Genomic DNA, 26,922 nt, shown 5'->3' on the forward strand with positions numbered 1-26,922 from the left:
ACGAGTACGATTATATATGGAAAGGAGACTATTTATGAAACATAAATGGTTATATATCGGTCTCATTTTTTCAATTATGATGGCACTTGTTCCAGTTTCGGCACTAGCTTATACAAATACTCCACATAACTGGGGAATCCCGCGCCCTAAAAATGAAACAGTACCAGATGCAGGAAAGTTATATACAGATTTGCTACAAAAAAATGGTGGTTTTTATTTAGGGGATACGAAGAAAAAGGATATTTATTTAACATTTGATAATGGATATGAGAATGGATACACAGGAAAAATCTTAGACGTATTAAAAGAGAAAAAAGTACCAGCAACTTTCTTTGTAACGGGGCATTATATTAAAACACAAAAAGATTTATTGTTAAGAATGAAGAATGAAGGACACATTATTGGAAACCATTCGTGGAGCCATCCTGATTTCACAGCGGTAAATGATGAGAAACTTCGTCAAGAATTAACGAGTGTAACGGAAGAAATTAAAAAAGTAACCGGGCAAAAAGAAGTGAAATATGTACGTCCTCCGCGCGGCGTATTTAGTGAAAGAACGTTAGCTCTTACGAAAGAAATGGGCTACTATAATGTATTTTGGTCACTTGCATTTTTGGATTGGAAAGTGGATGAGCAAAGAGGGTGGCAATATGCTCATAATAATGTTATGACGATGATTCATCCAGGATCTATTTTATTACTTCATGCAATATCAAAAGATAATGCAGAAGCACTTGCGAAAATCATTGATGATTTGCGCGAGAAAGGGTATCATTTTAAAAGTCTAGATGACTTAGTAAAAAGCAATCAACCGTAAGCATGTATGCTTGCGGTTTTCTCATGCTATAATGATGTGTAAAAAGGATGGGGAAACGTATGTGGAGCGAACATGTTACGTTAGAGTATCCGTATCATTTTGAAGAAGTATTAAAACGTTTATCTTTTGATCCTCTTAACGTCATTCAATTAGATGAGAAAGTTATTTATGTCCCGCTTTGTATAGACGAGGAACAGGTTGTTGTTCGCCTGCAAGGGATTGGTACTGTTCAAAATCCACAGTTTTGGATTTCTAGTCAGACAGGAGATCCAGAGAAAGTTATGAAACGAATGAGGGCCATTTTTCATTGGAATGAACCGTTTCAAGATATACAAAATCATTTTTTAAACACATCATTACGTCCACTATTTGAAACATATGCTTATACTCCAATTATTTTAGAATTTGATTATTTTGCTTGTCTTCTTCGCTGTATCATTCATCAACAAATAAATTTGAAATTTGCTACTGTGTTAACAGAACAGTTTGTGAAACGATATGGAACAGAAAAGAACGGTGTATTCTTTTTCCCCACTCCAGAAATAGTAGCAAATATTTCAATAGAGGAATTGAGAGAGCAGAAGTTTAGTCAGCGAAAGGCTGAATATATAGTAGGATTAGGTCGAAGTATTGCCAGCGGTACATTAAATTTAGCGAGTATAGAAACCAAGGCGGAAGAAGAGATTTCAGCACAATTGTTACCAATTAGGGGGATTGGTACATGGACAGTGCAAAATTTTTTAATGTTTGGGCTTGGACGGAAAAACATGTTTCCGAAAGCGGATATTGGGATTCAGCGTGCAGTACAAGGTGTATTTCAATTAGATGATAAGCCTGATGATGCATTTTTAGAAAAAGTGAAACAAGAGTGTGAACCATACTGCAGTTATGCAGCGTTATATTTATGGAAAAGTATAGAGTAGAGGTGTAATAATGATACAAAAGCAACATGAGAGTAAGTTGGAAGTTGGTCAAACGTTCCCTGTGACAATTAAACGTCTTGGGATTAACGGAGAAGGCGTTGGTTATTTTAAGAGACAAGTTGTTTTCATTCCAGGGGCATTACCAGGAGAAGAAGTTGTTGCAGAAACAACGAAAATTCAGCGTGGCTTCGCTGAAGCGAAAGTGAAAAAAGTTCGTAAAGCTTCACCACATCGTGTGAAAGCACCATGTCCGGTATATGAAGAGTGTGGCGGTTGCCAATTGCAACATTTAGACTATAAAGAACAATTAAATCAAAAGCGTGATATCGTTGTACAAGCATTCCAGAAGTATATGAACAACGGTTTGGAAGAGAAAATTCGTCCGACGCTTGGCATGGAAAATCCATGGCATTATCGTAATAAGAGTCAACTACAAGTGGGGCGTAAAGACGAAAAGGTTATTACAGGACTGTATAAACAAAATTCACATCAGCTAATTGATATTGCTCATTGTATGATTCAACATAAAGCAACGAATGAAGCGACAAAAGTTGTAAGACGTATTTTAGAAAAATTAAATGTTTCTATTTACAATGAGAAAAAACAAAAAGGTTTAGTACGTACAATTGTGACACGTACTGCAGTTCAAACAGGGGAAGTACAAGTTACACTTATTACAACAAAAGAAGAGTTGCCAAATAAAGAACAATTTATTGCAGAAGTACAAAAACAGATGCCAGCTGTTAAATCAATTATGCAAAATGTAAACTGGCGTAAAACATCTGTTATTTTCGGTGATAAAACATTTAAATTAGCTGGAAAAGAAGTAATTCAAGAAACACTTGGTGATTTATCATTTGAATTATCAGCACGTGCATTCTTCCAGTTGAATCCAGAACAAACGGTTGTTTTATACAATGAAGCGAAAAAAGCCGCTGCTTTAACTGGCAATGAGAAAATTGTAGATGCGTATTGTGGTGTTGGTACAATCGGACTTTGGCTTGCAAATGATGCAGCGGAAGTACGTGGTATGGATGTAATTCCAGAAGCAATTGCAGACGCAAGAAAAAATGCGAAGCGTCACGGATTTACAAATACGAAATATGAAGCAGGTAAAGCTGAACAATGGCTACCGAAATGGGTAAAAGAAGGATGGCGTCCAGATGTAATTGTTGTCGATCCACCTCGTACAGGTTGCGATGATAAATTACTGGAAACAATTTTAAAAGTGAAGCCGAAACAAGTTGTTTACGTATCTTGTAACCCTTCTTCATTAGCACGTGATGTACAAGCGTTAATGAAGAGCTATGAAGTGGAATATGTACAACCAGTTGATATGTTCCCGCATACAGCTCATGTAGAAAATGTAGTGAAGCTTGTTAGAAAGTAAAGTGTATTTATATTCCCTCACGATATGAGGGAATATTTTCTATGAAGGAGAATAAAATGAACAATTATAAATTAACGATTCAGTACGATGGTGCACGTTTTAAAGGATGGCAACGTCTCGGTAATAGTAATAACGATAATACGATTCAAGGAAAAATCGAAAGTGTCATTTCCGAAATGGTCGGAAAAGAAATTGAAATTATCGGTTGTAGTAGAACAGACGCTGGTGTACATGCTTTGAATCAAGTTGCTAACTTTCAAAGTGATGAGAAGCTAGTGGAACATAAAGTAAAAAAATATTTAAATCAATATTTGCCAAATGATATTAGCATTACAAATGTGGAAGAAGTACATGATCGATTCCATGCTCGTTACAATTCTAAAGCAAAAACATATCTGTATAAAATTTGGAATGAAGAGCATACGAACCCATTTATGCGTAAATACAGCATGCATGTGAATAAAAAATTAAATGTGAAAAGCATGAAAGAAGCTGCGAAACATTTAGTTGGTTCACATGACTTTACTGCTTTTTCAAATGCAAAATCAAAGAAAAAGTCTATGGTGCGAGAAGTATATACACTTGATGTGATGGAAGAGGCAGGATTTGTACAAATTAGAGTAAGTGGTAACGGATTCCTTCATAACATGGTACGAAAAATTGTTGGAGCATTAATTGAAGTTGGATTAGGACAATTAGATGCAGAGGCGATTCCACACATTTTAGAGGCGAAACAACGCAATCAAATTAATTGTCTTGCTGAGGCAAGTGGTTTGTATTTGGAGAATGTTGAGTTTTAATAATCAGTAAAAAAATCGAGCTGTGTAGGCTCGATTTTTTTTATGCTTTAGCGTTAAGAAGATCTTTCTTTCTTCATACGTATCTTCAAATTCCAAAAAGCAGCAAGCATAATAGCTGCAAAAGAGCCGCTAAGTGTTGCTAGTAGCTTTGCATAAGGATAGGCATTTATATCAACTAGTAACATCATACATACAATGGTAGGGAAGAAGGCTAAGTATTGTAATAATTTTAATTTTTTATCATTACTCATATATATCGTTCCTTTCGAGTATGTTATATGTTCATTATAGCATATTTTACCAACTTTTTATTTGTACATTAAAGCAGATTTATGCTGCATTAACAAGCAATAAAAGTCGAATTGGTGAGGGCTAGTAATCCACTCATCCAAGCTTCATTTCATATGTGTAAATGCAGTTTTTTAATTCGATATTGTAAGTTTTGTCTACTTAATCCTAAAAACTTTGCAGCTTGTGAGATATTACCGTGATATTCTTTTAGAATTTGATTGATGTAGTTCTTTTCCATTGCTTCTATTGTGTGTTTTAATGTTTTAGGTGTATCAGTATCGTTATTAGTTAGGAAAGGTTGCGTATTGAATTCTTTTTTTATTCGTTCGCGAAAGCGAGTGGGAAGATGAAACGCTGTAATAATATTTTCATCTTCAACCAAGTTCATTGAACCTTCAATGATATGTTCCAATTCTCGTACATTTCCGGGCCAATCATATGCATACAAGAATTCTCTTACATGTACATCTATATCTGTTACGCTAAGTTCAAATTGAATGTTGTACTTTTCGATAAAGTGCTGAACAAGAGCGGGAATATCTTCTTTTCGTTCGCGTAACGGCGGGAGGCATAAAGTAACGACGCTTAATCGGTAATATAAGTCTTCCCGTAATCGATTGTGTGTAATAGCTTCAAGAGGGTCTTCATTAATAGTTGCTATAATGCGAACATCAATTTCTTTTTCTTGTGTGCCTCCGACTCTTCGTATTGTTTTTTCTTGTATAGCCCGCAGTAACTTCGCTTGAAGTGCTGGACTTAACGAATTGATCTCATCTAATAACAAAGTTCCTCCGTTCGCTTCTTCAAATAAACCGGCTTTATCGATAGCTCCTGTAAATGCACCTCGGTTCGTACCAAATAATAAACTTTCCATTAACGTATCAGGTATAGCGGCACAGTTTTGTGAAATAAATGGTTTGCCTGAACGCTGGCTTTCATTATGGATACTTTGTGCAAATAGTTCTTTCCCAGTGCCTGTCTCTCCTACGAGAAGTATAGAGGAGGATGTACGAATTACCCTTTTTCCTTCCGCAATGATTGATTGAATGGCTTCAGAATCACCAATTATGTGATCAAAGGTAAACTTATTATTTTGTTTTCGGGAAAGGTTTGTTTTCATTGTTTGTTTAGAATTGCTAATCTCTTTTGAAATTTCAATAGCGCCTTTAATTTTTCCATTTTCTATTATAGGGAAAGTATTGTTAATCGTCGTAATTTCTTGCCCTTTATTGTTAAAATAAGTTTGTTTTATATTTTTGTTTGTTTTTCCTAATTTTAATGCTTCTATAAGAGTACTATTTTTATTTTCTTCAAATGCGAATACTTCTAAAGGACTTTTATATAGCACATCTGAGCGCTCCATTGATTCAATTTCCATCATTTTACGGTTATAGATAATCGTTTTACCTTCCTCATTAATAATATGAATCCCGATATCGAGTTCATTGAGCAAAGTTTCATATAGCATATTCATTTCAATGATCTGTTTCAAATTAATTTCTTCTGTACGCATAGATTATCTTCTCCTCATTTCACCCTATGAAGACTGACTTTTTATAATTTTATTAAAATTCTTATAAAACCGCAAAATTTTTTGCGATTTTCCTTTTAAAACTTCTTACACGGTAGAAAAAATTTGCGGTTATGAAGATTTTTTTGTGAGGAACCCTCATTTTAAATAGGAATTTAAGATTGGTACGCATTTTGCATAAAGAATAGTTGAAATCTCTAAAGGAGGGATATGCAACGTTTCAGTACCAATTAATAAGAAGGAGGAGTGTATAAAGTGAAGACGGTTATAGAAGGCGTGTATAGTCCTTGTTACGGGAAAGTTGAGAAGTTATTTGTTACGGAAAGTTCTTACGTATACGAATGGGAGAAATTAGCATTAATTGAAACAATAGATAAACAGAAAGTAGAAATTAAGGTAGGAATCAGTGGGTATATCGAGTCATTAGAAGTAGTAGAAGGACAAGCTATCGCTGATAAAAAGTTATTAATAACGGTGAGGGATGATCTTTTAATAACAGGTAGTGATTAATACTATGTATTTTGCTCTTTTCAATAATTATTTTTCGTATAAAAAATTTTAAAAACGCTTACATGAAATGGGTTTCCAAAGGGAAAAGGGGGGATTTGTATGATGGATCAAAACCAAGTATTAAAAAGGGAATTGAAAAGCAGACACATATTTATGATCGCACTTGGAGGAGTTATTGGTACCGGACTTTTTTTAGGATCGGGGTATACAATTCATGAAGCTGGACCTGGAGGAGCGATTGTAGCTTATCTTGTTGGAGGATTTGTTATGTATTTAACGATGCTCTGTCTCGGAGAATTAGCTGTTGCGATGCCTGACGCAGGATCTTATCAAACGTATGCTACGAAGCATATTTCCCCTGCAGCGGGTTATGTAGTCGGATGGATGTCGTGGCTAAACTGGTCGGCTACGATAGGTATTGAACTAATTGCAGTTAGTATTTTAATGAAACGCTGGTTTCCTGATGTACCGTCTTGGATTTGGTGCGTAGTGTTTGCGGTACTACTTTTTGCTATTAACGCGTTATCTTCAAGAAGTTTTGCAGAAGTTGAATTTTGGTTTGCAAGTATTAAAGTCATTACAATCATTGCATTTATTATTTTGGGCGGGGCAGCGATGTTTGGTTTTCTAGATATGAAAGGAAATGAACCAGCACCAATGTTCTCTAGTTTTACTGATTATGGTGGATTGTTTCCAAATGGATTATCCGCTATTTTAATTACGATGATTGCTGTTAACTTTTCCTTCCAAGGAACAGAACTAGTCGGTATTGCAGCAGGTGAGAGTGAAAATCCAGAGAAAACAATCCCGAAGGCAATTAATAATACAGTTTGGCGTATACTCGTGTTCTTTGTATTATCTATTTTCATTCTTGCAGGATTATTCCCTTGGCAACAGGCGGGAGTAATAGAAAGTCCATTTGTAGTTGTATTTGATAAAATTGGTATTCCTTATGCAGCCGATATTATCAATTTCGTTATTATTACAGCGGTTCTATCCGTTGCGAATTCAGGATTATATGCAACTTCTCGTATGCTATGGTCTATGTCTAATCAAGGAATGATTAGTCCGATTTTTGGTAAGTTATCTAAAAATGGTGTTCCTATTTATGCATTGATTGTAAGTACAATTGTAGGTTGCCTTTCATTACTATCAGGTATTTATGCGGAAGATACAGTTTATTTATGGCTACTTTCTATTGCTGGGTTCGGAGCGATATTAGTTTGGGCATCTATTGCTCTATCTAACTTATTAGCTAGAAGGTCATATATAAAGCAGGACGGAGATGTGAAAGACTTGAAATTTAAAACACCGCTGTATCCATTCGTTCCACTGCTTGCGTTAGTATTAAATATAACAGTAATTGTAGGTATGGCCTTTATTCCAGAACAAAGAATGGCATTGTATTGTGGAATTCCATTTATGATTGTTTGCTTACTGTTTTACCGTGCGACAAGAAATAAGGCACATAAAGTAGAACATATTGAAAAGACAGATACAACAGAAGTAGAAAGTTTATAATATTGAGTAATTTAGAGACTGTAAAATTGTAAACAGTCTCTTTTTTTGTGAAAATAAAGCTGGAAACATACTATGTATGCAAAGGGGGATTAGCGATGAATCAAGAAGTTTCACAGCTATTAGAACAGATTGATTTACGAAAAGATGAGTTACTAGAGCTTACAAAAACCTTAATTCGTTTTGAAACACCAGCACCGCCGGCGAGAAACACAAATGAGGCGCAAGAATTTGTTGCACAGTTTTTAAGAAAACGAAATTTTAGTGTTGATAAATGGGATGTATATCCGAATGATCCGAACGTTGTTGGGGTGAAAAAAGGGATAGAAAGTGACACATATAAAAGTCTTATTATTAATGGGCATATGGATGTAGCGGAAATATCAGCAGGTGAGGCGTGGGAAACGAATCCGTTTGAGCCATTTATAAAAGATGGTTGGTTAGTTGGACGTGGTGCAGCAGATATGAAAGGGGGACTGGCTGGGGCACTATTTGCTATTCAGTTATTACAAGAAGCTGGTATTGAATTACCTGGAGATCTAATCTTTCAATCCGTAATTGGGGAAGAAGTGGGAGAAGCGGGTACACTTCAATGCTGCAAAAGAGGGTATGATGCTGATTTTGCAGTCGTAGTGGATACGAGTGATTTACATATGCAAGGACAGGGCGGCGTAATTACTGGATGGATTACTGTGAAAAGCCCGCAAACGTTTCATGATGCAACACGTAGGCAAATGATCCATGCAGGGGGTCGTTTATTCGGAGCGAGCGCGATTGAAAAAATGATGAAAATTGTGCAAAGTTTACAAGAATTAGAGCGTCACTGGGCAGTCATGAAAACATATGAAGGCTATCCATTTGGAACAACAACAATTAATCCAGCTGTTATTGAAGGCGGAAGACATGCAGCATTTATTGCGGATGAGTGCCGGTTATGGATAACAGTACACTTTTATCCGAATGAAACACATGAACAAATAATAAAAGAAATTGAAGAGTATATTGGGAAAGTGGCAGCTGCCGATCCATGGCTAAGTGAAAATCCACCACAATTTAAGTGGGGCGGAGAATCAATGATTGTGGATCGTGGCGAAATTTTTCCTTCTTTAGAAATAGATAGTGAACATGCAGCTGTAAAAACGCTTAGCTCAGTACACGAATCAATTCTTTCTAAAAATGCAATTTTAGATATGTCTGCAACGGTAACGGATGGTGGTTGGTTTAGTGAATTTCATATTCCGGCCGTTATTTACGGACCAGGTACATTAGAGGAAGCTCATTCAATAAATGAGAAAGTAGAAATAGAACAGTTAATTGAATTTACAAAAGTAATAACAGCATTTATATACGAATGGTGTCATACGAAAAAAATAGATTAGTATGTTGAAATCGTACAGGTATGTATACTTGTACGATTTTTTAGTGAACTATTTCAGAGTTGGATAGAAACAACTGAAATAGTTCTTTATTTTTCTATGTCTTTCGTTTTAACTCAATTAATTTCTCTTTCGCTAATTCAACAGCAATTGCATCATCTAAATAACCAATTGGAAAGAGATAGTCGGGAATAATATCTGTCGATAAAATGAAATACAGTAATGCGCCGCCAAGAACTGCACGCTCTTCTTTTGAAATCGTTTCATTGCAAAATTGTTGATACATATCCGTTAATTGTTCAATGAAAGGACCAGCACTATCAATTTGTTCTAACTTGCTTGCAAAACTTTCATGAATACGTTTTTCACCCTCTGTTGTTTGCGCATATCGTTCATAGTTTTCAAGTTCTTGTTTTACGCGGGTTGTTGTGTAGTCGAAATCGAATAAGTTAGAGGATTGCAGCGTTTGCTGAATTGTATCAAGAGATGTGTACATATCCGTCTTTTCTTTATTAATGTGAGGAGAATCCAGATACATTTCATCAAATAACAATTGGGGTGGAACTTGCAGACATTCTGCGAATTTTTGTAGGTGTTTTTGTTTTGGCGGTTGTTTACCATTCATAATTCTTGAGATTGTTGCGGGATCAATATTTGTAAGCATTCCGAGTTGACGCATAGATAAGGCACGTTCTTTTAAAAGTTTTTTTATTAATCTACTAAGCCGCTCATTTGGATTTTCTTTAGGCATAGCGAAGGCACTCCTTTTTATTGTTGAAAAAATGTTGAGTATTTATTACATGTATATGAAACAGACAGGCACAGTTGCTCAACATTTTCATAAGATGCATTGAAAAGTGAGAAAAAGGGGTGGCTATTTATGAGTACGGCAGGTCTATTTTCAATTTTTTTAATTGGGATTGCTTCTAATTTAGATAATGCAGGTGTTGGGATTGCATATGGCATTCGTAAAATTAGAATTTCGTGGTTCAACAATTTTATCATCGCATTTTTTGGTTTTTTATTTACTTTATTAGCTGGATTTTTTGGGAACTGGATTGCGTTATTTATTTCAGAGTTTACAGCAAACTTGATTGGAGCAATCGTTTTAGGGATAATCGGTGTGTTTATTTTGTGCCAGCCTTTCTTGGGGCAAAGAAATACCGTAGGCTCTAAAGATGGTAATGTACTTATGGGGATTTTACGTGATCCAGAAAAAGCAGATTTTGATGGTTCTAAAACAATTAGTTTTTCAGAAGCAATTGTTTTAGGGATTGCGTTATCTATTAATAATATTGCAGGTGGATTTGATGCTGGAGTAACAAACTTGAACCTTTGGCTTACAGCAACTATTTCTGGGGTGTTTAGTTTTATTTGCATAAGTGGTTTTGCGTATGTAGGAAAACGATATTTAGCAGAATACTTAGGGAAATGGGCTACGGTTATTGCGGGCGTGTTATTAATTCTTATCGGGATAGATCAGTTGTTGTAAGGAGAGTAGAAAACAAGGTTCGAGTATTTCCTTGGAAATACAGCAAGGGATTGCATATATCGACGTACTTTTCTCCATACTAATACGGATTTCTTTTAAGAAAGGGGGATTTGTATGGGACGCGGGAAAGCATTTGATCATAAGAAAAAAGGGCATGATCACCAACCACCTAAAGGTGCGTTCATTCATAAAGATGTAAATGAACATACTTTGGAAGAGGAAGAGCTACCAGTAAATATTGAAGCGTATAAAAATAGTTTGAAAAAACATTAAAAGCACCTACATAGGTGCTTTTTTTTAACGTATATCTTCAATTAATTGTTCCGATTCTTCGTGCATACTGTACTCACTTAATACTTGGATACAAAGCCACTTTAATTCTTCGATTGTATGTTCAAGTTCTTCAGGAAGCACATGATGAATGTCTTCAAGTCCCATTCCGAAATGAATAAGTTCAAGTACTTGATCATCGATGTTCCGATCCATTAATAGTTCAAGTACTTCTAAATTGAATATGTATCGGTGAGCTTCATCGAGTGAAACAACTTTTAGCTTTAAGCTTTCTACAATACTCAATATAAAAAGAAGAATTGTTTTTTCAAGAACAGGCTGTTTTCCCATTTGAAATATTAGTTTCATCTTTCACACCTCCACATATAGCGCTAGGTTGTACTATATTATTCAGGAGGGAGGAGCAAATATGCATGATATAGAGAAACTTTCAGTACGGTTTTTGTAAGGGGACGGATAGCTGATAAAGTTGAGGATTTTATGAAATAAAAAAATCCTGCTAGTATAGCAGGATGGTTCTAAATTAAAAAATGCTCCAACCTTCTTGAGCAGAAAGAAGTTCAAGAATTTTAAAACCAGCGATACTATTTCCGTTTGCATCTAAAGCTGGTCCGAAAATACCAATTCCCATTTCGCCTTTTACACAGCCGAAAATGCCACCAGCTACACCACTTTTTGCGGGGATACCAACGCGAATCGCAAATTCACCAGACTCGTTATACATACCGCATGTAACCATAAATGTTTTACAAATCTTTGTAATATGCTTAGGGATAATTTGTTTTTCCTTATATGGATCATATCCATCCATCGCAAAAATTAAACCGATACGTGCTAAATCGATACAGTTTACCTCAACTGCACATTGACGAGTGTATAAATCCATCAGTTCTTCGATATCACAATCAATAATTCCGTTTTGTTTCATATAGTAACAAAGTGAACGATTTAAGTAAGCTGTCTCTAATTCTGAATTGGCAACTTTAGAAGAATAATTAATAGTAGGATTATCTGTTATTTCACGTACGAAATGAAGAATGCGATCCATTTTTTCTTCATTATCTTTTCCTGCTAACATGCTTGTAATGGCTAGTGCCCCTGCATTAATCATTGGATTAAGTGGTTTAGAAGGACTTGTCGTTTCTAATTTAATAATAGAATTAAATGGATCACCGGTTGGTTCCATTCCAACTTTAGAAAATACATATTCTTCACCACGATCTAAAAGGGCAAGTGCAAGTGTAATTACTTTTGAAATACTTTGAAGAGTGAATAGTGTTTGTGAGTTGCCAGCATGGATGTATTCTGTTTCTTTATGAAAAATGGCAATCCCTAAATCATCTGGATTGGCATTTCCTAGTTCGGGGATATAAGTAGCAAGCTTTCCTTTTTTCGTATATGGTTTTACTTGTTCTAACAACTGTTGTAAGTTGTTTGTTTCAATGCACTGCATAGTACCAACGCTCCTATTTCGAATTAACTAAGTTTACTTTTCCCGATATGCTCGGAAATAAATAATAACATGAAAAAGTGGAATGATAAAACGAAAGTTGCATGTTCTATAGTGGGTCTTTCGTTTCGCGTATTCTGTAGTGAAAAAGGAGAATTTTCCTTTTATATAACAGTTTGGAAATAGGAGATTTATCCATAAAAAATTCAAAAATAAAAACTACACATCTATACAACTATATGTTATTATGGTTATGTAAATGGAAAGCGTTTTCTAAGGCGTACTTATAATGATAACGATTTCATAAATTGAATTAGGGGGAATTAAAATGTTGCAGTTTCTACAACGTATTGGTAAAGCGTTAATGCTTCCAATCGCAGTACTACCAGCAGCAGGATTATTGCTTCGTTTAGGGCAACCAGATGTATTTGATATTCCTGTTATGGCACAGGCTGGCGCAGCAGTTTTTGATAATTTAGCACTTATTTTTGCAATTGGTATTGCAATCGGTCTTTCAGTTGATGGTAGTGGTGCAGCAGGTCTTGCAGGTGCAATTGGTTATCTAGTTATGAAAAACAGTATTGATGCACTGAGCAAAGGGTATTCTACTGCTGAATTACAAGATAAATTAGGCAAAGTCCAAGATTTAATAGGTAATAGCGCTAATGTTGATCCATCTAAGCTTGCAGATACAATGACACAAGTATCTAAGGCGGCCGAATTATCGACTAAAGTGGATATGAAAGTTTTAGGTGGCATTATTGTTGGTGTTATAGCAGGACTTCTTTATAATAAATTCCATAAAATTAAACTTCCAGAATGGTTAGGGTTCTTTGCTGGAAAACGTTTCGTTCCGATTGTTACATCGGTAGTAATGCTAATACTAGGAATTTTATTTGCACAAATTTGGCCAACAATTCAAAATGGCATTGATGCATTAGCTCACGGAATTGTTAATTTAGGTGCAATTGGTTCAGGATTGTTTGGTTTATTAAACCGTCTATTAATCCCAATCGGTTTACACCACGTAATGAACACATATTTCTGGTTCGTATTTGGGGACTTTACAAATGCAGCAGGTAATGTTGTGAATGGTGATATTGCTCGTTTCCTTGCGGGTGATAAAACAGCAGGTATGTTCATGACAGGTTTCTTCCCAGTTATGATGTTCGGTTTACCAGCAGCATGTTTCGCAATGATTGCGGCTGCTAAACCAGAAAAACGTAAAATGGTTACAGGTATGTTAGGTGGTCTAGCATTAACTTCATTCTTAACTGGTATTACAGAACCAATTGAATTCTCATTCATGTTCTTATCACCAGTATTATATGGTATTCATGCTGTATTAACAGGTCTTTCTTTATTCATTACAACATCACTTGGTATTCACGATGGTTTCTCATTTAGTGCCGGTGCAATTGATTATGCTTTAAACTTCGGTATTGCAACAAAACCAGTATTATTAGCTGGAATCGGTTTAATTTACGCAGCAATTTACTTTGTAGTATTCTACTTCTTAATTAAGAAGTTCGACCTAAAAACTCCTGGTCGTGAAGATGAAGAGGAAGTAGCTGAAGGCGAAGAAGCTCCAGTTGCAGGTTCAATTGGTGAAACTTACGTATTAGCTTTAGGCGGAAAAGAAAACTTAACAGTTATTGATAACTGTGCGACACGTCTACGCTTACAAGTGAAAGATGCTGGTCAAGTAAACGAAGCAGCATTAAAACGTGCTGGTGCAAAAGGTGTTATGAAATTAAGTAACACGAGTGTCCAAGTTATCGTAGGTACAAATGTTGAATCTGTTGCCGATGATATGAAAAAACACGTATAAATAATTAGATAAGAGGATATCCAAAAAGATTGATAACATCAGTTTTTAGAGGATATCCTCTTTTTTTATGTTAAAAATTTAACGGGAATCTTACTTTTGTAAATTTTCTTTTTCTTTTTTATACATATAGGTTGGTAATATGTGCAGTGCGTGATAAAGTAGGGATGACATAGAATGGATTATCCATAATCTACTAAAATAAATCTTTAGTAGAGAGATTAAATTATTGGTGAATAAGGGGAAAAAAGTAATCATGGATCACGAAAAAAATAATGCGAATGGGAAATCACGTCGGCCGATTGTATACATAAAAAGAACAATCATTCTCGTCTTACTATTTTCACTTGTATATTTCATGTATACAAAAATTGTTGCGCATAATAAGAAAGAAGAAACTTTAAAAGCAGCAGCAGAAATGAAGAAACAAGAAGAGCTAAAAAAGAAAGAAGAAAAAAAGAAGGAAGAAGCAAAAAAACAAATAGAGCAGGAAGAACAAGTGAAGCAAGCACAAGCTGCAGAACAGCCTGCTGAGGGACCACCTCAAGAAATTAATGAAAACGCTCAATTAGATCAATATTTGCAAAAAACAGGATTTAGCGGGACAGCGGTTATTGTGAAGAACGGAAAGGTTCTTTTGAATAAAGGATACGGTATGGCGAATAAAGAGAAACAAGTACCGAATAATTCAGAGACAACTTTTTATATTGGTTCTATTTCAAAGGCTTTTGTAGCGACTGCTATTATGCAATTAAAAGATCAAAATAAGTTAAATGTAGAGGATACGATTGCGAAGTATATTCCAGATTTCCCTCAAGGTAATGGCATTCAGTTAAAACATTTACTAACACATACATCAGGAATTCCAGAGTACGAGCAGGGAACAGAGGATATCTCTCATGAAGAATTGATAAAACGAATAGGAAAGCAAAAGCGTATTGGAAGTCCAGGAGAGAAATGGAAGTATTCCGATTCTAACTATTCGATACTTGCCTATATTGCTGAGAAGGTAAGCGGACAACCGTTAGAAGAGTATATTAAACAACATGTTTTTGCTACTGCTGGTATGAAACATTCTGGTTTTGGTAGAGAGCTAGAACAAACGAGATTTCCATCGACAGGTTATAAGATAGTAAATAACAATATGACAACACCTAATATTCCAAGTATGTCACAACTTTATGGTTGTGGTGATATATATACAAGTGCCCATGATTTATATTTATTTAATGAAGCGCTCTTCTCTGGAAAGTTGATTTCAAAAGAAAGCTACGATCAAATGTTTACAGGTGGAAAAATAGATTACGGGTTTGGATGGTACGTAGACCCGGGAAGTTATTCGAATCACGGTGTAATGCCAGGCTGGAACTGTTTAAATGGATTTAGTAAAAATGGTAGTGTGTATGTTGTTTTATTATCTAACATTCAAAACAACATTAAATCTTTTGGTAAAGTGAATAATGACATTTATACGATGTTACGAAATATTGAAGTGTAAGAGACTATCTTTTTAGGTAGTCTTTTTTTTATGTGATTAGAACATATTGTTTCGTTGAAAAATGTATGTCTTACCTATCACAAAAAGAGTCTGCTTTGTATACATTAAGATGTATGGATATATTTTTATAATTTAAAAATAATAGGAGGAGAAGTGTATGTGTTTATTCGGTAAGTATTGGAAAAAGTTATCGAGATTGTTTAATAGACAATTAGATTATTTTTTAGATAATAAGTTATTGCCTGCTGTGGAACGACTTTTGTTTTCGCAAAACTTCGCGAGGTTTATTCAAAGAAACTCCAAGCAAGCTACGGAAGAATTTATTGAATCAAGTAGATTTCAATCTATTATTTGTAACATTTTAAAAGAATGTAATACATCACCTTTTAAAGAAATTGCAGAGCAGTATTTAGGTAAAAATGTAGAAATTACGGTGACAGTTGGACAGTTAACAGGTGTAATTGTAGCAGTTGGTGATGATTTCTTAACACTGCAAGAAGGAATAGGAACAGAAGTTTTATTACCATTTACAAGTATTATATCAATTAAAGAAGCGTAAGAAAGGAGACTTATATATGTTATTTACTGAAGAATTACGTAACCATGTTGGTGAGCTAGTGCAAGTTGTGACAGCGGTCGAAATTGTTGCGGGTATTTTGTTATCTGTGACAGACGGGGCAGTAAGTGTTCGTACTTCTCCTTCTTATGGACCACCGGAAGATGTAGTTGTACGTATTCCTATCATTTCTTATGTTCGCTTGGAAGGGTAAGCGTGGTACAAGTATGAGGGTATCAGTTATTATTCCGGCGCATAATGAAGCGAGTACTTTATCACAAGTCTTAGTAGAAGTGGAGAAATTGAAACCATATGAAATTATCGTAGTAGATAATGGGTCGACAGATGGAACAAAAGAAATAGCCTTACAACATCATTGCCATGTCATTTATTATAAATATTCTCTTGGTAATGATGTTGGACGGGCAATTGGTGCAAGAGAAGCGAAAGGCGACATTGTTTTGTTTTTAGATGGTGATATCGTCATTGATCATAGAGAGCTGCAACGTTTTATAAAAGGCATTCAGCAAGGCCACCAAATTGTTGTGAATAATTTAACATGGTCCGTTTATTTAAAGATGAGACCGCATTATACGACAGTTGGAAAATTTATGTTGAATCGTTATTTGAATAAAAAAGAGCTTGTTGTTGGATCTTTAATCGCAATTCCGCATGCAATGAGTAGGGAAGTTATTCAGAAGTTTGGTTGGTGGAATTTAGCGGATCCAGCACTATTTCAAGCGATGGCGATGTCTAGAGGAGTAGATATTGTCGATATGGCTTCAGTCGATGTCATTCATACAAATAAAGTGCGTCCTGTTCATACTGGTACATCACCCGGTTCTCCTTATCCGAAAGCGACTAGCCGTATTATGGGGGATCATTTACGTGCTTTGCAATACGTAATCGAAATATATGGTAAGCGTGGCGGCTTTTTGGAAGGAAAGAGGGATAGAGAATTTATAGGAAAGTATAAACCAGTTTTATTACAAAAGAAAAAAGCGAAATATAGTGCAATTATCCCAGTATCAGAAGAAAAGATGACTATAAGATCTGTTATACAAGAAGTGAAAAAATCAGGTGTAGATGAAATTATAGTTGTTGCGAATGGAGCGGACGTTGAGACAGTTAAACAAGCAAAGCTAGAGAATGTCATTGTTATTGAATTTGAGGAAGCGCTTGGACATAATGTAGCCCGAGCGATAGGAGCTATGCATGCTACGGCCGATATTTGTTTATTTGTCGATGGTGATTTTGTTATTCCAGGGGAAAAACTAATTCCATTTTTACATGCTATCGAAGATGGAAATGATGTGGCATTGAATGATTTACAGTGTTTATTAGATATGTTTCATCCGGCAGACCCAATTAGCATGGGAAAATATTTTGTGAATTTGGTAGCGAAACGACCAGATTTATGGAATAACTCATTAACGGCAGTACCACATGCTATGCATAAAAAGGTAATAGAGAAAATCGGATATGATTCTCTTATCATTCCACCATTCGCTCAAATGAAAGCTATTTTGGAGGGATTTTCTATTACAGCGGTAGACTTTGTAGATGTCATAAAAACAAATCGAGTACGCCCAGAGCAACATGGATTTGTAAATGGGCGTATTCCAGCATTTGATCGTATTTTCGGTGATCAACTTGAGGCGATTGCATATTTATTGCAATCCACAGACGAGCGCGGGGGTTTTACAGATGGAGAGCGGAATAGAAATATCATTCAACAATTGAGAAAGGAAGAAGAGAATACAGATGAATGTTAGTAGTACAGTTGCCATTATCGGATTAGGATATGTTGGTCTTCCTTTGGCAGTTCATTTTGCAGAGAGAGGACATACAGTGCTTGGATTAGATAAAGATACTAGAAAAATAGAATCAATTATACAGGGAGAAAGTTATATTCCAGATGTTTCTTCTAAAGTGTTACAGAGTTTATTGACTAGAAAAAAATTAATAGTCAATACACCGGATCAAGGTATTGCTGATTTTCAAAATAGTGATTATGTTATTGTCACTGTCCCAACTCCAATTAATGAACAAAGAGAACCGGACTTAAGTGCCCTCATTTCAGCTTCGCATTATATACAACAAAACCTTCAAAAAGGACAAACCTTCATTTTCGAAAGTTCCACATATCCAGGTACGCTCGAGGAAGTTATTATTCCGATTATTTCTCAAACAGGAAAAAAGGTAGGAGAAGATTTCTATATTGGGTATTCTCCTGAGAGAATTGACCCAGCTAATAGTCAATATTCAGTTCAAACGATTCCAAAAGTCATTAGTGGACAAACAGAAATGTGTAAACAAAAAGTACAGGCTTTGTATAGCACTATATTTGATGTAGTTGTTCCAGTTAGCTCCCCAAAAGTAGCAGAAATGTGTAAGCTATTTGAAAATATTCAGCGCTTAGTCAATATTTCATTAGTAAATGAGTTAAATACACTATGTGAAAGTTTAGGAATTGATTTTTATGAGGCACTTGAAGCGGCATCTACAAAACCATTTGGGTTTACTCCATATTGGCCAGGACCAGGGATAGGGGGACACTGTATTCCGGTAGATCCTTTATATTTCCAGTGGAGAATAAAAAAGAATGGAGCAATTAGTCAATTAATTGAGGCGGCACATGTAATTAATGAGGAAATGCCAGAGAAAGTGGTCCGGAAAGTAAAAGGTGTGGTGCAATCACCTGCAACGGTTTTAATTGTAGGGATTGCATATAAAAAAGATGTAAATGACTTAAGAGAATCGCCAGCGTTGCCAATTATTGAATTGTTAATAAAAGCAGGATATGAGATAGCGTATCACGATCCATATATTTCTTCTGCAAAATTTGGAGATAAGGTGTATCAATCTGTTTCTTTGGATGAACAAGTCGTTAAACAAGCGGATTGTATTTTAATTTTAACAGACCACTCTAATATCGATTGGAAGGTTTTTAAAGGGATAAAGCAAGTCGTAGATACACGTGGAATTATAAAGAAGGTGAGTGTATGAGTAAGAAATGTTTAATCACAGGTGGAGCAGGATTTATTGGATCGCATTTAGCTGAAGAGCTGGTGAAAAGAGGTTATGATGTCACTATCGTTGATAACTTCTATAAAGGGAAAAATAAATATCATGATGAGTTAATGAAAGAAATTCGGGTTATTCCAATAAGTGTTTTAGATAAAAATTCTATTTATGAATTAGTAAATCAACATGATGTAGTGTTTCATTTAGCAGCAATTTTAGGTGTGAAAACGACAATGGAAAAGAGCATAGAGCTTATTGAAACGAATTTTGATGGAACGAGAAACATTTTACAAGCAGCGCTAAAAGGAAAGAAGAAAGTAGTTTTTGCGTCTACTTCAGAAGTATATGGTAAGGCAAAGCCGCCCTTTTCTGAAGAAGGAGATCGATTATACGGTGCAACCTCTAAAATACGTTGGAGTTATGCAATTTGTAAAACGTTAGAAGAAACATTATGTTTAGGATACGCTTTAGAAGGTTTACCTGTAACGATTGTTCGTTATTTTAATATTTATGGTCCAAGAGCGAAAGATGGTCCGTATGCAGGGGTAATCCCAAGATTTATCCGCGCAGCACTGCGAGGAGAAGACATTCTCGTATATGGAGATGGAAAGCAGACACGTTGTTTTACGTATGTAAGCGATGCGGTAGAGGCAACGATTCGAGCAATGGATGAGAAGGTAAATGGTGAGATTATTAATATAGGTTCTGAGAATGAAAAGAGTATAAAAGAAGTAGCAGCAGTAATAAAAAAATTAACGAATTCTTCTTCAAAAATTGTTCAAGTTCCTTTCGAAGAGGTATATCCACATGGCTTTGAAGAAATTCCAAATAGAAGACCAGATGTAACGAAATTAAGAGAACTTGTTCAATTTCAAGCGAAAGTAACGTGGGAACAAGGGTTGAAAGAAACTATTAAATGGTTTCGTGAAGAAAACAATGGCTAAGTCACTATCGATTATTATACCTGTATGTAATGAAGTGGATACGATTTCAGACGTTATTCAATCGGCAAAAGGATTAAATCCAGTAGAGATTATTGTAGTAGCAAACGGTTGTAACGATGGTACAGAAGAGGTTGCTGATTGTTTAGGGTGTAAAGTAATCAAGTATACAGAGCTACTGGGGAATGATGTGGGCCGTGCAGTTGGCGCAAAACACGCGATAGGTGATGTATTACTATTTATAGATGGAGATTTTGTTATTCAAACTTCAAAGTTACAATTATTCCTAAATCCAATTTTACATGATCAGGCCGACATCGTTTTAAATAATTTGGATGCGTTATTTTTAAAGAAACAAAAACCGCACTCAGTGACAGTGTGGCGCCAAATATTAAATGCAATGTTAGAGAGTGAGGAGTTGAAAATTGACTCTTTATTATCTGTACCTCATGCGTTGACGAAAGAAGTTGTTCAAAGCATTGGGTATGAATGTTTTGTTAATCCTATTGTCGCTCATTTACGTCTTGTTCAAAGCAAATGGAGAATTAGTCGACATTGTGCAATTGACGTTATTACACCAAATAAATTTCGGCCGACCGAGCATGCTGCGTATGGCACGGGTCTTTCTCATTCTGAAAAACGGATGATAGGTGACCATATAGAAGCTGTAGCGGAGCGAATAGTAGGTAGCGATGAGCGCGGAGGGTATTATGATGGAAATAGGAAAAGAGATAGTGTCTATCATACTTTAGATTTTGAAGATTTTTATCAAGGATGGGGCGTTACATCGAATTTGTATAAGGGAAAGCAATTATCGGTCATTATTCCTGTACAAGATGAAGAGAAAACAATTGGAAACGTTATAGAAGAACTTCGCAAAATTGAACCTTTTGAAATTATCGTTGTTGTAAATGGTTCGTCTGATCAAACAGCAACGATTGCAAAAGAAAAGGGAGCAACGACAATCGTATATAAAGAAGCACTCGGAAATGATGTGGGGCGCTCACTTGGAACGTATTTCGCAAAAGGAGAAATTGTATTATTTATAGACGGCGATTTTGTTATTCCAGCGAGTGAGTTATATCCTTTTGCGAAAGCTATTGCAGATGGAACAGATGTTGCATTAAATGATCTAAATCATTATTTAGATTTAAGAGTACCACTTCATCTTGTAACTGCATTTAAATATGCATTAAATTTAGCTTGTGATAGAAAAGATCTAGGTGTAGGCTCTCTTATTGCTGTACCGAATGCATTTAGTCGTAAGTGTTTGAAAGAAATTGGATATAGATCTTTACTGGCACCGTGTGTAGCTCAAGTGAAAGCTATTCTTTCAGGATTTGAAGTTGCATGTGTAAGTCGTGTTGAAGTCGATAAGATGAACCGTATTCGACCCAGTGAACATTTTGCTAAAATAGGTCATCCACCAGCTGTACTTCGAATTATTGGTGATCATATAGAAGGGTTAGAGCAATTAATTGCATTAACAGGCAGTCGTGGTGGATTCCATGATGGAAATAGAAAAAGAGATATTTTATAGGTAACAAAAAAGTGTACAACATATGTACACTTTTTTGTTCTGTTATAAAAACTATAACAGATTAGGAGATAAGAGTATTACAGCTCTACAATGGGTATTGTTTTTATATTACAAAATAGGACTCGTATATAAGAATACCAAAAAAATACAATTAAGGAAAGGGTTAATTTTAAAGACTTTAAAATGAAGTTAACACTATGTATATAGTGATTTGCTCAACATTTCACAAACATGTCACAACTATTTCGTTCACTTTCGTAAAAAAGTAGTATTCTAAGTGTGTAAGCTGTTATATAAAAAATCTTAGTCCTGTACTAATCAAAAATGGAGGAGATTAGGATGACTCAAGTATTAGAAAATGTTAAAAATGCATGGGAAAACTTTAAAGGTGAAAAATGGAAAGCAGAGATTGATGTTCGCGATTTCATTTTAAATAATGTAAACGTTTACGAGGGAGATGAATCTTTCTTAGCGGGAGCAACTGAAGCAACGAAACAACTTTGGGATCAAGTAATGGATTTAACAACGAAAGAACGTGAAAACGGTGGCGTTCTTGATATGGATACAAAAATTGTTTCTTCTATTACATCACATGAACCAGGATATTTAAATAAAGAGACTGAAAAAGTAGTCGGTTTCCAAACTGATAAACCATTTAAACGTTCTTTACAACCGTATGGTGGTATTCGTATGGCGGAACAAGCTTGTGAATCTTATGGATACGAAATGGATAAAGAGCTTAGTCGTATTTTTAGAGATTGGAGAAAAACTCATAACCAAGGTGTATTTGATGCTTATACACCAGAAATGAGAGCTGCTCGTAAATCAGGTGTTATTACGGGTCTTCCAGATGCATACGGACGTGGACGTATTATCGGTGACTACCGCCGCGTAGCATTATATGGAGTAGATCATTTAATTGAAGCGAAGAAAGCAGATTTAAATTTAACTGGCGGTGTAATGAGTGAAGATACAATGCGTTTACGCGAAGAGTTATCTGAACAAATACGTGCACTTCAAGAGTTAAAACAAATGGCTGCTTCTCATGGCTTTGATATTTCTAAGCCAGCAACAACTGCTCAAGAAGCATTCCAATGGTTATACTTCGCATATCTTGCAGCAATTAAAGAGCAAAACGGAGCTGCAATGAGTCTTGGACGTACTTCTACATTCTTAGATATTTATATTGAAAGAGATTTAGCAAATGGTACTTTAACAGAAGAAGACGTACAAGAAATTGTGGATCACTTCATTATGAAATTACGTCTTGTGAAATTTGCAAGAACACCTGATTATAATGAATTATTCTCTGGTGACCCAACTTGGGTAACTGAGTCTATCGGCGGTATGGCATTAGATGGCCGTCCATTAGTAACAAAGAACTCATTCCGTTTCTTGCATACACTAGATAATTTAGGACCAGCTCCAGAACCAAACTTAACGGTTCTTTGGTCTAAACAATTACCACAGAACTTTAAAAACTACTGTGCGAAAATGTCTATTAAAACATCAGCAATTCAATATGAAAATGATGACATTATGCGTGCTGACTACGGCGATGACTACGGGATTGCTTGTTGTGTATCTGCAATGAGAATCGGTAAACAAATGCAATTCTTCGGTGCACGTGCAAACTTAGCAAAAGCATTGCTATATGCGATTAACGGTGGTAAAGATGAAAAATCTAAAGCACAAGTTGGTCCTGAGTACGCACCGATTACTTCTGAAGTATTAGATTATGAAGAAGTTATGCATAAGTTTGATATGACAATGGAATGGTTAGCGGGTCTATATTTAAACACATTAAATGTTATTCACTACATGCACGATAAATATAGCTATGAACGTATTGAAATGGCACTTCACGATACAAATGTTCTTCGTACAATGGCAACAGGTATCGCGGGTCTATCTGTAGTAGCAGACTCTTTAAGTGCAATTAAATACGCAAAAGTAAAACCAATTCGCGATGAAAACGGAATTGCAGTTGACTTTGAAATTGAAGGAGATTTCCCTAAATACGGTAACAATGATGACCGTGTAGATGAAATTGCTGTAAATCTTGTGAAAACATTTATGAATAAACTTCGTAAACATAAAACATATAGAAATTCTGTTCATACAATGTCAATCTTAACAATCACATCTAACGTTGTATACGGTAAGAAAACTGGTAACACTCCAGATGGTCGCCGTACTGGAGAACCATTTGCACCAGGTGCGAACCCGATGCATGGACGTGATACAAAAGGTGCGTTAGCTTCATTATTATCTGTAGCTAAATTACCATATGAAGATGCACAAGATGGCATTTCTAATACATTCTCTATTATTCCAAAAGCACTTGGTAAAGAGGATGAAGTACAAGTACGTAACTTAGTATCAATGCTTGATGGTTATGCAGTAAAAGAAGGACATCACTTAAATATTAACGTATTTAACCGTGAAACATTAATGGATGCAATGGAACATCCTGAGAAATATCCACAATTAACAATTCGCGTATCTGGTTACGCTGTAAACTTTATTAAATTAACTCGTGAACAACAAATCGATGTAATTAACCGTACAATGCATGAAAGCATGTAAATGAAAAAAGTGTCCCTCTGCATTTTATAAATAGCAGAGGGAGGCTGTTTCAATAAAGGAGGAAGTAACATGGTAAAAGGAAGAATTCATTCTGTAGAGTCTTGTGGTACTGTTGATGGCCCAGGAATTCGTTATGTCATATTTACACAAGGGTGTTTATTACGTTGTCAATATTGTCATAATGCTGATACGTGGGAGATCGGTAAAGGAAAAGAAATAACAGTCGAAGAAGTAATGCAGGATGTGACATGTTACCTTCCTTTTATTGAAGCTTCCGGAGGCGGTATAACAGTTAGTGGTGGGGAACCATTATTACAACTAGATTTCTTAATTGAATTATTTAAGAAGTGTAAGGAAATTGGAATTCATACAACAATTGACTCTTCGGGTGGTTGTTATTCTGAAGAACCAGAATTCCAAAATAAGCTAGATATTTTAATGGAGTACACAGATTTAGTTTTATTGGATTTGAAACATATTGATTCAAAGAAACATCGTAAATTAACAGGAAAACCAAATGAACATATTTTACAATTTGCTCGTTATTTATCGGATAAGAATAAACCGATTTGGGTACGACACGTATTAGTTCCTGGCATTACTGATAATGAGGAGGATCTACAAAAACTATCTAGTTTTATTCAAAGTCTGTCTAATGTTCAGAAAGTTGAAGTGCTACCATACCATAAGCTTGGTGTATATAAATGGGAGGCACTTGGGCATAAGTATCCACTCGCAAATGTAGAACCGCCTACTGAAAAAAATGTAGAAGAAGCAAGACATATTTTACAAGCAGTCTAATCCAAATGTTGGGTTAGGCTTTTTGCTTTCTTTACAATAAAACCTAGAGTATATATGGAGAAAAGAGTATACTGAAAATAGAATATCCATATTTTTGTAAGGAATAAGTGGAGAAATTTACATAATTGTAAAGGGAAATCAAAATAGTAAAAAGAATTAAGAAGTAAAAGAGTGAGTATCATGGAATAGAGAACATTTGTAAGTTATTGCGAAAGCTCTTATAGGAAAGTATAATGTAAAGATATGAGCACAGATAGGATTAAGGGGTCAATCTTATATGCTTTGCATATCCACGACAGGTACATAGCTGAAAGAGAAATATTAGAGTCTGTTTATGTAATTTTTAAGGAAAATGTTTTTCCTATTGTCGTATATGCAATATGGAGAAACAATAAGCTAGGAGTGGATTTGTTTGATAAAAAACCCCAAGGTTTTAATATTAACTGCACATTACGGAAACGGTCATGTGCAAGTAGCGAAAACATTAGAACAAACATTTCGCCAAAAAGGAATTAAAGATGTAATTGTATGCGATTTGTTCGGAGAATCACATCCGGTTATAACCGATATTACAAAATATTTATATTTAAAAAGTTATACAATAGGAAAAGAATTGTACCGCTTGTTTTATTATGGCGTGGAAAAAATTTATGATAAAAAAATAGCATCTTGGTATGCTAATTTTGGAAGAAAACGTTTGAAATTACTTTTACAAGCGGAGAAACCGGATATTGTTATTAATACGTTTCCGATTATAGCTGTACCAGAATTAAAAAAGCAAACAGGTATTTCAATTCCTGTGTATAACGTATTAACGGATTTCTGTGTGCACAAAATATGGATTCATCGGGAAGTAGATCGTTATTTTGTAGCAACTGATCACGTAAAAGAAGTTATGGTTGATATTGGTGTGCCTGCGGAGCAAATTGTTGAAACTGGAATTCCGATTCGTAGTAGTTTTGAGTTAAAGATCAATTCAGATATTATATATAATAAATATCAGTTATGTAAGAATAAAAAGATTTTACTAATTGTAGCAGGTGCTCATGGAGTATTAGGAAGTGTAAAAGAACTATGCCAATCATTTATGTCAGTACCTGATTTACAAGTAGTTGTTGTTTGTGGGAAAAATGAAGCGTTAAAACAGGATTTGTTAGGGTTACAGGAAAAAAATCCTGATGCATTAAAAGTATTTGGTTATGTAGAAAATATTGATGAACTATTCCGTGTTACTTCTTGTATGATTACAAAGCCAGGCGGTATTACGTTAAGTGAAGCGGCAGCATTGCAAGTACCTGTCATTTTATATAAGCCTGTTCCAGGACAAGAAAATGAAAATGCGATGTACTTTGAAAGAAAAGGGGCTGCAGTTGTCATTCGTGATGATAGTGAGGTTTTTGCAAAAACAGAGGCGTTATTACAAGATGATATGAGGCTTCTTCAAATGAAAGAAGCGATGAAAAGCATTTATCGTCCAGAGCCAGCTGATCATATTGTGGATACAATTTTGGCAGAAAACCATGTAGAACCGAATCATATACCTATTAAATCACCTGCTCTTGCACAATCATTTACTTAATATGAAACCCTCTTTTGTATGTTTAAAGAGGGTTCTTTATTATTTTCGAAGATAAAGACTTATCCACATGAAGAGTGCGCTTTCATTAAACAGTAAAGTCGGAATATTAACAACTATATCCACATTATCCACAATTTTTAGAAAAATATCCACAATTCTAACATTTGATGTGCG

General features: G+C 35.3%; 26 protein-coding genes. 21 read left to right on the top strand and 5 right to left on the bottom strand.

Annotated elements, in window-relative coordinates:
- Positions 1-34: 34 nt before the first annotated feature.
- Genes pdaA through truA form a run of 4 tightly spaced genes read left to right on the top strand, consistent with a single transcriptional unit; the run spans position 35 to position 3,930 of the window.
- Entirely contained in the window at positions 35-817 is a 783-nt protein-coding gene (pdaA, locus tag PDQ33_RS07640) for a delta-lactam-biosynthetic de-N-acetylase (RefSeq protein WP_000681213.1), read from the top strand.
- A 59-nt stretch (positions 818-876) separates the two neighbouring features.
- Positions 877-1,740, top strand: a complete 864-nt coding sequence (locus tag PDQ33_RS07645; RefSeq protein ID WP_270392609.1) for a DNA-3-methyladenine glycosylase family protein — start codon at positions 877-879, stop codon at positions 1,738-1,740.
- A 10-nt stretch (positions 1,741-1,750) separates the two neighbouring features.
- Positions 1,751-3,130 carry a 23S rRNA (uracil(1939)-C(5))-methyltransferase RlmD gene (gene rlmD / locus PDQ33_RS07650; protein ID WP_000615223.1) on the top strand — a complete coding sequence of 460 codons (1,380 nt, stop codon included), beginning with the start codon at positions 1,751-1,753 and terminating at the stop codon, positions 3,128-3,130.
- 56 nt (positions 3,131-3,186) lie between these two features.
- Positions 3,187-3,930, top strand: coding sequence for a tRNA pseudouridine(38-40) synthase TruA (gene truA / locus PDQ33_RS07655; RefSeq protein WP_270755276.1), 744 nt, complete (start codon positions 3,187-3,189; stop codon positions 3,928-3,930).
- 53 nt (positions 3,931-3,983) lie between these two features.
- Here truA and PDQ33_RS07660 read toward each other — a convergent pair whose 3' ends face one another.
- On the bottom strand, positions 3,984-4,181 hold the full coding sequence (locus PDQ33_RS07660) for a hypothetical protein (RefSeq protein ID WP_000063856.1): 198 nt from the start codon (positions 4,179-4,181) through the stop codon (positions 3,984-3,986).
- 149 nt (positions 4,182-4,330) lie between these two features.
- Complete coding sequence (locus PDQ33_RS07665) at positions 4,331-5,734, bottom strand: sigma-54 interaction domain-containing protein (RefSeq protein WP_001258438.1); 1,404 nt, start codon at positions 5,732-5,734, stop codon at positions 4,331-4,333.
- A 273-nt stretch (positions 5,735-6,007) separates the two neighbouring features.
- Here PDQ33_RS07665 and PDQ33_RS07670 point away from each other — a divergent pair, with 273 nt between their 5' ends.
- From PDQ33_RS07670 to PDQ33_RS07680, 3 genes are all read left to right on the top strand, one after another.
- A complete protein-coding gene (locus tag PDQ33_RS07670; RefSeq protein ID WP_000859492.1) occupies positions 6,008-6,262 on the top strand; it encodes a biotin/lipoyl-containing protein in 255 nt (84 codons plus the stop codon).
- A gap of 99 nt (positions 6,263-6,361) precedes the next feature.
- Positions 6,362-7,783 (top strand): amino acid permease, encoded by a 1,422-nt coding sequence (locus tag PDQ33_RS07675; protein WP_061131243.1) that lies wholly within the window; start codon positions 6,362-6,364, stop codon positions 7,781-7,783.
- A 95-nt stretch (positions 7,784-7,878) separates the two neighbouring features.
- Entirely contained in the window at positions 7,879-9,159 is a 1,281-nt protein-coding gene (locus PDQ33_RS07680) for an acetylornithine deacetylase (protein WP_071742197.1), read from the top strand.
- A 94-nt stretch (positions 9,160-9,253) separates the two neighbouring features.
- Here PDQ33_RS07680 and PDQ33_RS07685 read toward each other — a convergent pair whose 3' ends face one another.
- Entirely contained in the window at positions 9,254-9,907 is a 654-nt protein-coding gene (locus PDQ33_RS07685) for a helix-turn-helix domain-containing protein (RefSeq protein ID WP_270755278.1), read from the bottom strand.
- 129 nt (positions 9,908-10,036) lie between these two features.
- On the opposite strand from PDQ33_RS07685, the gene PDQ33_RS07690 reads away from it, so the two are divergent.
- Positions 10,037-10,648: a manganese efflux pump gene (locus tag PDQ33_RS07690; RefSeq protein ID WP_000100725.1), complete on the top strand. Its 612-nt coding sequence runs from the start codon at positions 10,037-10,039 to the stop codon at positions 10,646-10,648.
- Between the two features lie 114 nt (positions 10,649-10,762).
- The gene (locus PDQ33_RS07695; RefSeq protein ID WP_000532409.1) at positions 10,763-10,921 is read left to right on the top strand and encodes a hypothetical protein; all 159 of its coding nucleotides are present in this window, start codon (positions 10,763-10,765) and stop codon (positions 10,919-10,921) included.
- Positions 10,922-10,945: 24 nt separating this feature from the next.
- Here PDQ33_RS07695 and PDQ33_RS07700 read toward each other — a convergent pair whose 3' ends face one another.
- Positions 10,946-11,287, bottom strand: a complete 342-nt coding sequence (locus tag PDQ33_RS07700) for a DUF3969 family protein (RefSeq protein ID WP_000766603.1) — start codon at positions 11,285-11,287, stop codon at positions 10,946-10,948.
- Between the two features lie 175 nt (positions 11,288-11,462).
- A complete protein-coding gene (gene glsA / locus PDQ33_RS07705) occupies positions 11,463-12,392 on the bottom strand; it encodes a glutaminase A (protein WP_001149849.1) in 930 nt (309 codons plus the stop codon).
- A 69-nt stretch (positions 12,393-12,461) separates the two neighbouring features.
- Between glsA and PDQ33_RS29050 the strand changes: the two genes are divergently transcribed.
- The 12 genes from PDQ33_RS29050 (at position 12,462) to PDQ33_RS07760 (ending at position 26,748) form a co-directional block, all read left to right on the top strand.
- Positions 12,462-12,575: a hypothetical protein gene (locus PDQ33_RS29050; RefSeq protein WP_001992445.1), complete on the top strand. Its 114-nt coding sequence runs from the start codon at positions 12,462-12,464 to the stop codon at positions 12,573-12,575.
- A gap of 142 nt (positions 12,576-12,717) precedes the next feature.
- Complete coding sequence (gene nagE, locus PDQ33_RS07710) at positions 12,718-14,220, top strand: N-acetylglucosamine-specific PTS transporter subunit IIBC (protein ID WP_000938895.1); 1,503 nt, start codon at positions 12,718-12,720, stop codon at positions 14,218-14,220.
- Positions 14,221-14,473: 253 nt separating this feature from the next.
- The gene (locus PDQ33_RS07715; RefSeq protein WP_270392613.1) at positions 14,474-15,715 is read left to right on the top strand and encodes a serine hydrolase domain-containing protein; all 1,242 of its coding nucleotides are present in this window, start codon (positions 14,474-14,476) and stop codon (positions 15,713-15,715) included.
- 157 nt (positions 15,716-15,872) lie between these two features.
- A complete protein-coding gene (locus PDQ33_RS07720; protein WP_000335520.1) occupies positions 15,873-16,274 on the top strand; it encodes a hypothetical protein in 402 nt (133 codons plus the stop codon).
- Between the two features lie 16 nt (positions 16,275-16,290).
- On the top strand, positions 16,291-16,485 hold the full coding sequence (locus tag PDQ33_RS07725) for a hypothetical protein (RefSeq protein WP_000899481.1): 195 nt from the start codon (positions 16,291-16,293) through the stop codon (positions 16,483-16,485).
- On the top strand, positions 16,466-18,046 hold the full coding sequence (locus tag PDQ33_RS07730) for a glycosyltransferase family 2 protein (protein ID WP_141543443.1): 1,581 nt from the start codon (positions 16,466-16,468) through the stop codon (positions 18,044-18,046). The genes PDQ33_RS07725 and PDQ33_RS07730 overlap by 20 nt, the downstream gene beginning before the upstream one ends.
- Positions 18,036-19,280 carry a nucleotide sugar dehydrogenase gene (locus tag PDQ33_RS07735; RefSeq protein ID WP_061131240.1) on the top strand — a complete coding sequence of 415 codons (1,245 nt, stop codon included), beginning with the start codon at positions 18,036-18,038 and terminating at the stop codon, positions 19,278-19,280. The genes PDQ33_RS07730 and PDQ33_RS07735 overlap by 11 nt, the downstream gene beginning before the upstream one ends.
- Complete coding sequence (locus tag PDQ33_RS07740; RefSeq protein WP_000037033.1) at positions 19,277-20,242, top strand: NAD-dependent epimerase/dehydratase family protein; 966 nt, start codon at positions 19,277-19,279, stop codon at positions 20,240-20,242. The genes PDQ33_RS07735 and PDQ33_RS07740 overlap by 4 nt, the downstream gene beginning before the upstream one ends.
- Positions 20,235-21,779 carry a glycosyltransferase family 2 protein gene (locus PDQ33_RS07745; RefSeq protein ID WP_061131239.1) on the top strand — a complete coding sequence of 515 codons (1,545 nt, stop codon included), beginning with the start codon at positions 20,235-20,237 and terminating at the stop codon, positions 21,777-21,779. Before PDQ33_RS07740 ends, PDQ33_RS07745 begins: the two co-directional genes overlap by 8 nt.
- A 339-nt stretch (positions 21,780-22,118) precedes the next feature.
- Entirely contained in the window at positions 22,119-24,368 is a 2,250-nt protein-coding gene (gene pflB, locus PDQ33_RS07750) for a formate C-acetyltransferase (RefSeq protein WP_000195487.1), read from the top strand.
- A 69-nt stretch (positions 24,369-24,437) separates the two neighbouring features.
- Positions 24,438-25,169, top strand: a complete 732-nt coding sequence (pflA, locus tag PDQ33_RS07755) for a pyruvate formate-lyase-activating protein (RefSeq protein WP_000238472.1) — start codon at positions 24,438-24,440, stop codon at positions 25,167-25,169.
- Between the two features lie 412 nt (positions 25,170-25,581).
- Positions 25,582-26,748 (top strand): diglucosyl diacylglycerol synthase, encoded by a 1,167-nt coding sequence (locus tag PDQ33_RS07760; RefSeq protein WP_000594702.1) that lies wholly within the window; start codon positions 25,582-25,584, stop codon positions 26,746-26,748.
- Positions 26,749-26,922: the final 174 nt, after the last annotated feature.

The organism is Bacillus cereus group sp. Bc031, assembly GCF_027716265.1.
GTDB lineage: Bacteria > Bacillota > Bacilli > Bacillales > Bacillaceae_G > Bacillus_A > Bacillus_A paranthracis.

What these genes read in the sequence shown, in the direction of transcription:
- pdaA (WP_000681213.1), top strand. Translation starts at nt 35, where the DNA reads ATGAAACATAAATGGTTATATATCGGTCTCATTTTTTCAATTATGATG.
- PDQ33_RS07645 (WP_270392609.1), top strand. Translation starts at nt 877, where the DNA reads ATGTGGAGCGAACATGTTACGTTAGAGTATCCGTATCATTTTGAAGAA.
- rlmD (WP_000615223.1), top strand. Translation starts at nt 1,751, where the DNA reads ATGATACAAAAGCAACATGAGAGTAAGTTGGAAGTTGGTCAAACGTTC.
- truA (WP_270755276.1), top strand. Translation starts at nt 3,187, where the DNA reads ATGAACAATTATAAATTAACGATTCAGTACGATGGTGCACGTTTTAAA.
- PDQ33_RS07660 (WP_000063856.1), bottom strand. Translation starts at nt 4,181, where the DNA reads ATGAGTAATGATAAAAAATTAAAATTATTACAATACTTAGCCTTCTTC.
- PDQ33_RS07665 (WP_001258438.1), bottom strand. Translation starts at nt 5,734, where the DNA reads ATGCGTACAGAAGAAATTAATTTGAAACAGATCATTGAAATGAATATG.
- PDQ33_RS07675 (WP_061131243.1), top strand. Translation starts at nt 6,362, where the DNA reads ATGATGGATCAAAACCAAGTATTAAAAAGGGAATTGAAAAGCAGACAC.
- PDQ33_RS07680 (WP_071742197.1), top strand. Translation starts at nt 7,879, where the DNA reads ATGAATCAAGAAGTTTCACAGCTATTAGAACAGATTGATTTACGAAAA.
- PDQ33_RS07685 (WP_270755278.1), bottom strand. Translation starts at nt 9,907, where the DNA reads ATGCCTAAAGAAAATCCAAATGAGCGGCTTAGTAGATTAATAAAAAAA.
- PDQ33_RS07690 (WP_000100725.1), top strand. Translation starts at nt 10,037, where the DNA reads ATGAGTACGGCAGGTCTATTTTCAATTTTTTTAATTGGGATTGCTTCT.
- PDQ33_RS07695 (WP_000532409.1), top strand. Translation starts at nt 10,763, where the DNA reads ATGGGACGCGGGAAAGCATTTGATCATAAGAAAAAAGGGCATGATCAC.
- PDQ33_RS07700 (WP_000766603.1), bottom strand. Translation starts at nt 11,287, where the DNA reads ATGAAACTAATATTTCAAATGGGAAAACAGCCTGTTCTTGAAAAAACA.
- glsA (WP_001149849.1), bottom strand. Translation starts at nt 12,392, where the DNA reads ATGCAGTGCATTGAAACAAACAACTTACAACAGTTGTTAGAACAAGTA.
- PDQ33_RS29050 (WP_001992445.1), top strand. Translation starts at nt 12,462, where the DNA reads ATGAAAAAGTGGAATGATAAAACGAAAGTTGCATGTTCTATAGTGGGT.
- nagE (WP_000938895.1), top strand. Translation starts at nt 12,718, where the DNA reads ATGTTGCAGTTTCTACAACGTATTGGTAAAGCGTTAATGCTTCCAATC.
- PDQ33_RS07715 (WP_270392613.1), top strand. Translation starts at nt 14,474, where the DNA reads ATGGATCACGAAAAAAATAATGCGAATGGGAAATCACGTCGGCCGATT.
- PDQ33_RS07720 (WP_000335520.1), top strand. Translation starts at nt 15,873, where the DNA reads ATGTGTTTATTCGGTAAGTATTGGAAAAAGTTATCGAGATTGTTTAAT.
- PDQ33_RS07725 (WP_000899481.1), top strand. Translation starts at nt 16,291, where the DNA reads ATGTTATTTACTGAAGAATTACGTAACCATGTTGGTGAGCTAGTGCAA.
- PDQ33_RS07730 (WP_141543443.1), top strand. Translation starts at nt 16,466, where the DNA reads ATGTTCGCTTGGAAGGGTAAGCGTGGTACAAGTATGAGGGTATCAGTT.
- PDQ33_RS07735 (WP_061131240.1), top strand. Translation starts at nt 18,036, where the DNA reads ATGAATGTTAGTAGTACAGTTGCCATTATCGGATTAGGATATGTTGGT.
- PDQ33_RS07740 (WP_000037033.1), top strand. Translation starts at nt 19,277, where the DNA reads ATGAGTAAGAAATGTTTAATCACAGGTGGAGCAGGATTTATTGGATCG.
- PDQ33_RS07745 (WP_061131239.1), top strand. Translation starts at nt 20,235, where the DNA reads ATGGCTAAGTCACTATCGATTATTATACCTGTATGTAATGAAGTGGAT.
- pflB (WP_000195487.1), top strand. Translation starts at nt 22,119, where the DNA reads ATGACTCAAGTATTAGAAAATGTTAAAAATGCATGGGAAAACTTTAAA.
- pflA (WP_000238472.1), top strand. Translation starts at nt 24,438, where the DNA reads ATGGTAAAAGGAAGAATTCATTCTGTAGAGTCTTGTGGTACTGTTGAT.